General features: G+C 59.9%; 8 protein-coding genes. 2 read left to right on the forward strand and 6 right to left on the reverse strand.

The genetic code is table 11. The annotated features are described in order from the left end of the window. From QZ638_RS20705 to QZ638_RS20730, 6 genes are all read right to left on the reverse strand, one after another. On the reverse strand, positions 1-650 hold a 650-nt coding region (locus QZ638_RS20705; protein ID WP_295813908.1), incomplete at its 3' end, for an ATP-binding cassette domain-containing protein. Between the two features lie 12 nt (positions 651-662). Continuing rightward, positions 663-1,496, reverse strand: coding sequence for a carbohydrate ABC transporter permease (locus QZ638_RS20710; RefSeq protein WP_295813911.1), 834 nt, complete (start codon positions 1,494-1,496; stop codon positions 663-665). Positions 1,497-1,500: 4 nt separating this feature from the next. Beyond that, positions 1,501-2,436, reverse strand: coding sequence for a carbohydrate ABC transporter permease (locus QZ638_RS20715; protein WP_295813914.1), 936 nt, complete (start codon positions 2,434-2,436; stop codon positions 1,501-1,503). A gap of 117 nt (positions 2,437-2,553) precedes the next feature. Further along, a complete protein-coding gene (locus QZ638_RS20720; RefSeq protein ID WP_295813917.1) occupies positions 2,554-3,813 on the reverse strand; it encodes a sugar ABC transporter substrate-binding protein in 1,260 nt (419 codons plus the stop codon). A gap of 86 nt (positions 3,814-3,899) precedes the next feature. Next, on the reverse strand, positions 3,900-5,072 hold the full coding sequence (locus QZ638_RS20725) for a PLP-dependent transferase (protein ID WP_295813919.1): 1,173 nt from the start codon (positions 5,070-5,072) through the stop codon (positions 3,900-3,902). Continuing rightward, the gene (locus tag QZ638_RS20730; RefSeq protein WP_295813921.1) at positions 5,069-5,779 is read right to left on the reverse strand and encodes a FadR/GntR family transcriptional regulator; all 711 of its coding nucleotides are present in this window, start codon (positions 5,777-5,779) and stop codon (positions 5,069-5,071) included. The genes QZ638_RS20725 and QZ638_RS20730 overlap by 4 nt, the downstream gene beginning before the upstream one ends. A gap of 194 nt (positions 5,780-5,973) precedes the next feature. Here QZ638_RS20730 and QZ638_RS20735 point away from each other — a divergent pair, with 194 nt between their 5' ends. Then, positions 5,974-6,996, forward strand: a complete 1,023-nt coding sequence (locus QZ638_RS20735; protein ID WP_295813923.1) for a helix-turn-helix domain-containing protein — start codon at positions 5,974-5,976, stop codon at positions 6,994-6,996. A gap of 106 nt (positions 6,997-7,102) precedes the next feature. Next, on the forward strand, positions 7,103-7,765 hold the full coding sequence (locus tag QZ638_RS20740) for an outer membrane beta-barrel protein (RefSeq protein ID WP_295813926.1): 663 nt from the start codon (positions 7,103-7,105) through the stop codon (positions 7,763-7,765). Positions 7,766-7,847 lie beyond the last annotated feature (82 nt).

Below are 7,847 nucleotides of genomic sequence, written 5' to 3' on the forward strand. Positions count from 1 at the left end.
CTGCCCACCTGCTGCACCACTCCGCCATGCATGGCAACGATACGGTCGGCCAGGGTCATCGCTTCGATCTGATCGTGCGTGACGTAAATGGATGTTGCGCCCAGATCGCCGTGCAGTTTCTTGATCTCCGCACGCATCTGTTCGCGCAGGCGCGCATCCAGATTGGAAAGCGGTTCGTCGAACAGAAATGCCTTCGGCTGGCGAACGATCGCCCGTCCCATGGCGACACGCTGGCGCTGCCCGCCGGACAGAGCCTTCGGCCGTCGTTCCAGCAACGGGTCGAGGCCCAATTTCGATGCCGCGGCTGAAACGGCGGATTGAATGCGTTCGCGCGGTGTTTTGCGCAGCCGCAGGCTGTAGCTCATATTCTCCGCAACGCTCATATGCGGATAAAGCGCATAGGACTGAAACACCATAGCGATGTCGCGGTCCTTGGGGGCCAGGTCGTTGACCCGCTTGCCGGCGATCGCGATATCGCCACCGGTCACCTCCTCGAGGCCGGCGATCATGCGCAGAAGCGTCGATTTTCCGCATCCCGAAGGGCCGACGAGTACGATGAATTCGCCATCCCTGATGTCCAGATCCACGCCATGCAGAACCTGGACAGCACCATAGGATTTGCGGATATCTTGAATGTCGATGGAAGCCATGACGTTTCCTTTTCAACCTTTCACCGCGCCGGCGGTCAGCCCCTGCACCAGATAACGCTGGATAAGGAAGAAGAAGACACAGGCCGGGATGAGCGCCAGAACGCCAGCCGCCATCATCTGCCCGAAGTCGACCGAGAATTTTGATACGAACGAAAGAAGCCCGACGGGGAACGTCGCCGCGTCGTTGCCGGAAATCAGCATGAGCGCGAACAGAAGCTCGCTCCAGGCGGCGGTGAAAACGAAGCCGATGGTGGCGGCGATGCCAGGCAGTGTCAGCGGCAGAATGATCTGCCGAAATGCGGTGAACTGTGTCGCCCCGTCGATCTTGGCCGCTTCTTCAAGATCCTTCGGAATCCCGTCGAAGAAGGACTGCATCAGAAAGGTCGCAAACGGCACATTGAACGCGGAGTAGACGATCACCAACCCCGTCAAGCTGTTGGTCAGCCCAAGCGGCGAAAGCATCTTGAAGATCGGTGCGACGAGCATCACCAACGGAAACATTTGCGTAAGCAACATCAGAGCGACGATCCAGTATTTCGCGCGGAAAGCGAAGCGCGACAGCGCATAGCCGGAAAGCGAGGCGAGGATCGTCACAACGATTGCCGTGGAACCGGCCACGATCAGGCTGTTGCGAAAGAAGATCGGGAAATCGCTGTGCGCCACGACGAACCGAAAATGGTCGAAGCTGACCCGCGAAGGCCACATGCGCACACCTTCCGAATAGAGAAGATCGTTGGGTGTCAGCGACACCTTCAGCAACCAGAACAGCGGAAACAGCGCAAAGACGATATAGGCCAGGATGGCAAGCCGGTGTGCGACGGTTAAGAATGTGGATTTGGCCGTCATGCCGTCAGTCCTTGTTCAACATGGTCTGCCGCAACAGAACGATCAGCATGGAGTAGACGAGCAACAGCACCAGAAGCACCATCGAGATCGCCGAGGCGTAGCCGAAGTCGAGGCGTTTGAAGGCTTGCGTGAAGATGTAGCTGGCAACGATCTGCGTGCGATCCGCCGGCCCGCCATTGGTCATAACGATGATGAGATCGGCAAAGTTGGAGATCCAGACCGTTCTCAAAAGCACCGTGATGGCGATGGTCGGCGCGAGAAAGGGAAGCGTGATCGAACGAAATCGCTGGAACGGCCCGGCCCCGTCAATGGCGGCAGCTTCGTAGAGGTCGCGCGGTATGGCTTGAAGCGCCGCAAGCAGTGTGATGGCGAAGAACGGGATGCCCCACCACACATTGGCGACGATCGGGCCCCACATGGCCAGTTGCGGGTCGGAGAGAATATTGCCCGGTTCGGCCATAAGGCCAAGCGCATGAAGCCAATGCGGCAACGGCCCGATGACCGGATTGAAGAGCCAGGCCCAGTTCAAGCCGGTCAAAAAGGTCGGCACGGCCCAGGGCAGGAACACCAGCGCCTGCGCGATGCCGCGCCCGCGAAAGGGCTTGTCCAGAAGAAGCGCCAGTATCAGGCCGAAAAAGAATTGCAGGAAGACGGAAGCGCCAGTCCACCACAGCGTGTTGCGCAGGGCGCGGTAGAAAGCCTGGTCCTGCGAAAGCGCGCGAAAGTGATCCAGCCCGATGAAACCGCCGGAAAACGGATTGAGAATCTGCACGTCGCGAAAGGCGTAGGATATGCCCAGGGCCAGCGGCACGAGCATCACTGTGGCGATCAGCAAAAGCGCCGGCGCACTGTAGAGATACGGCTCGCAGGCACCCGCAAGACGCTGCATGAACGGACGTCTCGACGGTGGTGTCATACGCGTCAAACTGGTGTCGGTCATCGGCGGTTTCCGGTTGAACGGCTCGCATGCACACCCTCGCGCCGTGAGCGCGAGGGTGCAGGTGGTGCCGGCCGGATATGGGGAGAATTCATCCCGACCGTGGCTCCACCACAAGGATCACTGCTTGGCGAGAAACTTCTGCTGGGCGTCGGTCAGATAGTCTGCCCACTGGTCCGCCAACTCTTCCGGCGTGATATCGCCGAGCAACGCTTCCTGCGTGGTCTTGATCGCGAGCGAATCCTTGAAAAAGGCGAATTCCTCAAGGTAAGTCGGCATGGAGATCGGGATCGCATCCGGGTCTTCCAATTGCTCAAACCAACCCTTGAACTGATCGCTCGCGTAGAACGGGTCCTGCTCTGCCGAAGTGTGAACGGGGAGCGCGCCGGTGCGCTTGTTCCACTCATTGTTGCCTTCAGGCCCTTCCAGCGCTGAGATGAGCTTCCAGGCGAGTTCCTTGTTCTCGCTTGCAGCCATCATCGACCAGCCGGCATAACCGATGGTCGGGAAGGTTTTGCCCGACGGCCCCTTCGGCATGGTGGTTACGCCGAAATCGTCGCCGCTCATCCGCTCGGAGATCGCGATCAGGGCGTCCGGGTCCTGATCGAGAAACGCGCACGTACCGGAATAGAAACCGGCGACGATCTCGTTAAAGCCCCAGTTGACGCTGTCCTTGGGGGCAAGACCGTCCTTGTAGATGTCGATAAGCCAGGTGAAACCGTCCACCCAGCCCTCGCTGTCGGCGGTCGACGTCCCATCCTCGTTAAAGAAGACATCCGAGCCGGCCATGATCGCTCCGAACATCATCCACCCGTTCAGGCCGCCAGAGCCGCCACGCAGGCAGTATCCGTACTTGCCCGGTAGTTCGGAAATCTTTTCCGAAGCGGCGCGAAACTCGGCCATCGTTTTCGGTGGCTCGGCGACGCCGGCTTCTTCCAGCAGATTCTTGTTGTAGAACATGGCCCGCAGGTAGAAGCCATAGGGCAGCATGTAAGCCGTATCTTCAATGTCGCGCCCGAGTTCCAGCGCCCGGGACGACAGGCTTTCCGTGTGCTCCCAATTTTCCAGATAGGGCTCGAGACTCTCCAGCATGCCGTTGTTGGCATAGAGGGAGAGCCATGTGTCTGGCATTTCCATCACGTCGGGAATCTCGCCCGCCGAAACCATGGTGGCGAATTTCTGAAACGCCTCGCCCCAGGGAAGCGATATGATTTCGACCTTCGTGCCCGGATTGGCCTCTTCGAACTTGCCGACTATGGATTTCAACGTTTCGGTGCGCGCCGGGCTGGTGATGACCTCCACCAGCTTCAACGTCGTATCGGCCAGGGCCGTGCCTGTCATCAACGTGGCGAAACTGGCCGCCAGCAGCAATTTCCTCATTGCATTCCCCTTTTCTTTTCTCATCGGTCTCACTCCCTTCGAGCGTCCCGCCAATGCCTCCACATCCGACGGACGCCCGCTCTGCTTCACGAACCGGAAGCTGCGTCGATCGCTCCTTCCAGATCGCGCCAAAGAGCCTCGGTTCCCTCAAGGCCCACATGCAGCCGCACCGATCGCGGATCGATGCCGAACATTTTTGCGGAATTGGGCTGTGCCTTTTGCTGCAGAACGATCTGCGCCGGCACGACGAGGCTTTCATGCCCGCCCCAGCTCACGCCGAGCTTGAAGAGGCTTAGCCGGTCGGCGAAAGCACGAATGTCGATTCCTTCGTGGAAGATGAAGGAAAAGAGCCCCGACGTTCCCTTCAACCCCGGCGGCAGCGCATTGGCCAGTCCCGGATGGCACACGGTCTTCACGACCGGGCTCGCGGCAAGCCGCCGCGCGATCTCCAGCCCTGCTTCCTCGTGCGCCCGCATGCGCGTGGGAAGCGTGCGCATGCCGCGAATGAGCAGCCACGCATCGAATGGCGAGAGCTTTCCACCGAGATAGGCATAGGTTTCACCGCGAATGCGCTCGATCATCGCTCTGGAGCCGGCGACCACACCCGCCACCACATCGCTGTGACCGCCCAGATATTTGGAGGCGGAGTGGACCACGAGGTCCACTCCCAGAGTAAGCGGCTGCTGGAAAACAGGACTCGACCAGCTGTTGTCGATCACCGTCGTCACGCCCTGCGCCCTGGCCAGTGCCGCGAGCGCCTTCACGTCATGCGTTTCCATGACCCAGCTTGTCGGGCTTTCCATATAAAAAAGGCGCGCGCCCGGCAGGGCTTTGGCCACCGCAGCCTCGTCGCGTCCGTCCACATAGGTCACCTCGACACGGAAGCGCTCTAGCAACGTGCCGAACAGCCGAAACGTATCGGGATAAACGTGACGCACCGCAACGATACGGTCGCCCGGCTTCACAAAACTCAGAATCGTGGAGGAGATGGCCGCCATGCCACTCGCAAAGCCGATCGCGTCCTCTCCACCCTCGAGCTTAGCGAGCATCTCCTCGAACATGCGAACGGTCGGGTTGAGCCCCCTCGTATAGACGGGGCGCACCTTCTCGCCGCGATAGGTCCGGAGCATCTCGTCATAATCAGAGAAGGTGAAAAGCGACGTCTGCACAATGGGCGGCACAACGGCATCGAAGGCGTTCGTCTCGTCATGTGCGACGATCAGCGAAGCCTCGTCATCGGGGTGCAAACTGGCGCTCATCTGGACATTTCCCTGATATCTTCCTCGACCACTTCGAGAATGCGCAACGTCTTCTCGCGCGCCATGGCGGTATCCTGATCGACGATCGCGTCGAAAAGTTCGCGGTGGAACGGAAAGGAGCGCCGGGCGAAATCTTCCCGGTCGAACGGATGATCCCAGAACCGCTCGAACGCCTCGCGCATCTGTTCCAGAAGCTGGCGGAAAAGCGGATTGTGGGTCGCATCGTAAATGGCAAGATGGAAGGCAAGATCCTCGGGGCCCGACGTGCCCTTTGCCAGATGCACACGCTCCATCTCGTCAAGCTTCTCTTCGATGATGGCAATATCCGCCGCCGTGCGCCGCCGCGCGGCCACCACGCTGGCTTCGGCCTCGATACCGCGCCGCACTTCGAGTGTCTGCAACAGAGCATCGCGCTGCCGGGCCGTGTTCAGGGAAAGCGGCATATGAACGGTGCCCGCCGCCACCGGCTTCAGGAGATAACTGCCGCTCCCACGGCGCGTCACGATCACACCCAGCGCTTCGAAACGCCGGATGACTTCGCGGATGGTCGACCGCCCGACGCCCAGCGCCGACATGAGCTCGCGCTCCGCCGGAAGACGATCGCCGACCTTGAGTTCGGCCCGTTCGATATATGCGGCCACGGCGTCCGTCACCTGACGAACCCGATCCTGCGCCGGCAGCGCCGTTATGATCGAAGTGTCTCTCATGTTCCTGAAAGCACCATGCCTCAAAATTGGTCTGACATCATAGCAATATTGGTTCTCTTGTAAATGCAGTTCGCCGTTTCCGGTATCGGCGCATGCCTGGCAAACGTTCGAAACGGCGAACCGTCTTTCCCGGATCGTGCCGTGCCGGCCAACCTTGACATGCAAGCACACTCCACCTTTGGTAGAGACAGAGAATGACCGGCTCCGATTGCGTCAGGAGAAATGGGGAGCGCATGCCGCCCGATCAGGAAACGGAACACAGCCCTCCAGGCGGCGCTTTTGCGAAAGCCTCCACACTCGACCAACGCCCCGACCAGCGTTTCGAGTTCTGGCGTAGCCTGTTTCCGCTGATCGATCTCGACATTTCAGACAAGAGCCGCATACGCCAATTCAAGGCCAGGCTCATGCGCTACGAAGCGCCCGATGGATGTGTGTTCGGCTTCGGCTCCAACGACAACACCCATGCCCGCTTCGCCAAACCCCAGGGTGAGTTCATACTGCTCAATCTCACGCTTTCGGGCCGCGCGGAACTCGAACTTGGAGACGACAGGCGCCACGTCATCGACGCAACCTCCGGCTTTTTGGCCATCGACGGTACCCGCCCCTTCAAAACACGCACCTATGGGCATGCAACCTTGTGGATGACCTTCCCCCGCCCCATGGTCGCAGCCATTCTGGGAGAGGATGTCGGACTCTTAAAGGAGGGGCTGGCCTTTCTCCCACAGAACGGGTTGTCGCGGATTCTCGAGACGCATCTACAGATGATCGCACGGGAAGGCGACGGCATGGACGAACGATCCGCCAACATCGCCTTGAACGCAGCCGCCGATTTGGCGCTCGGTGCACTCTCCCAGGCTCAATCCCCGAATGACAGCCGTTCCGCACGGCTGCAGGACAGCGCGATTCTCGCCGCCGCTCAACGCCATATCCATGCCAGTATCGGTCAACTCGATCTAACAGCGACCGCGATCGCCAAGGCGATCGGTTGTTCGCGTGCACGCCTTTACCGGGTCTTCGCGATGAACGGAGAGGCCGTCGGAGACGCCATACGCAAGGCCCGACTGAATCTTGCCGCGACGCTATTGACCAACCGCCCGGACCTTTCCGTCAAACAGATCGCGCACGAATGTGGCTACGCGGATGCGGCCGCCTTCACCCGCGCCTTTCGCGGAACGACCGGACACACGCCGTCGGAAGCGCGCGAACGCCAGCAATGACCGGATAGCACGCGTTCGACAAACATTTGAGACCATCTGCACAGACTTGAGACGCCCTGCATGGACGGACTCTGGTATGGCTTCAAAAATTTCTCGAGAGGGTTCCATGAAACGTTTGACCATCGCCACGGCCCTTCTGCTCGCCGCCGGCGCGACCAGCCTGCACGCCGCCGACACGTTCCCGCTGACGAGCGAAGCGCCAGCAGAAAAATGGCAGGGTTTCTACACCGGCGCCTGGCTTGGCTATCACTGGGGCAATGTCGAAAATACTTACTGCAATGGCATTTGCGGCGACGATCTGGATCTGAAAGGTGCCGTGGGTGGCATTGAAGTCGGCTACAACTTCGCCATCGACCAAAACTGGGTGCTGGGCGTATTTGCCAATGTTCCACTGCTCAAGCCACAGGAGGACGCCGAAGTTCCGATCTTCGGCACCTATGACATCGACCCGCGCTGGGCGGCCTATTCTGGCGTCAAGATCGGTCGCGCTTATGGAAAGTGGATGCCCTATGGTCTCCTCGGTGTGGGCGTCGCACGCGTCAAGGTGACCGACGATGTCGGCACCTCCTCGAGCGCCACGCATCTGAGCGGCGTGGTGGGAGCGGGCGTCGAATACATGTTCGCTGATAATTGGTCGCTCGACGGCCGGTTCGTGTATAGCTTCTCCAACGAGAAAGATTACAATTTCTGCACCGGCGGCCTCTATTGCCCATCGGGCTACAAGGAAACGTCTCCCAACGTGACGATCGGCCTGAACTACCGGTTCTGAACCGATCCGGGAACACGAGAAGCGAATGCAAGAATACTGGCTCGGGCGGTGATGGGGCCAGACGCACCAGCCATCACCGCCA

The sequence above is a fragment of the uncultured Nitratireductor sp. genome (assembly GCF_913053745.1).
Lineage (GTDB): Bacteria > Pseudomonadota > Alphaproteobacteria > Rhizobiales > Rhizobiaceae > Nitratireductor.

Excerpts from the sequence above, each read along its gene's own strand:
- QZ638_RS20740 (WP_295813926.1), top strand. The coding sequence starts at position 7,103 with ATGAAACGTTTGACCATCGCCACGGCCCTTCTGCTCGCCGCCGGCGCG.
- QZ638_RS20735 (WP_295813923.1), top strand. The coding sequence starts at position 5,974 with ATGACCGGCTCCGATTGCGTCAGGAGAAATGGGGAGCGCATGCCGCCC.
- QZ638_RS20720 (WP_295813917.1), bottom strand. The coding sequence starts at position 3,813 with ATGAGGAAATTGCTGCTGGCGGCCAGTTTCGCCACGTTGATGACAGGC.
- QZ638_RS20710 (WP_295813911.1), bottom strand. The coding sequence starts at position 1,496 with ATGACGGCCAAATCCACATTCTTAACCGTCGCACACCGGCTTGCCATC.
- QZ638_RS20725 (WP_295813919.1), bottom strand. The coding sequence starts at position 5,072 with ATGAGCGCCAGTTTGCACCCCGATGACGAGGCTTCGCTGATCGTCGCA.
- QZ638_RS20730 (WP_295813921.1), bottom strand. The coding sequence starts at position 5,779 with ATGAGAGACACTTCGATCATAACGGCGCTGCCGGCGCAGGATCGGGTT.
- QZ638_RS20715 (WP_295813914.1), bottom strand. The coding sequence starts at position 2,436 with ATGACCGACACCAGTTTGACGCGTATGACACCACCGTCGAGACGTCCG.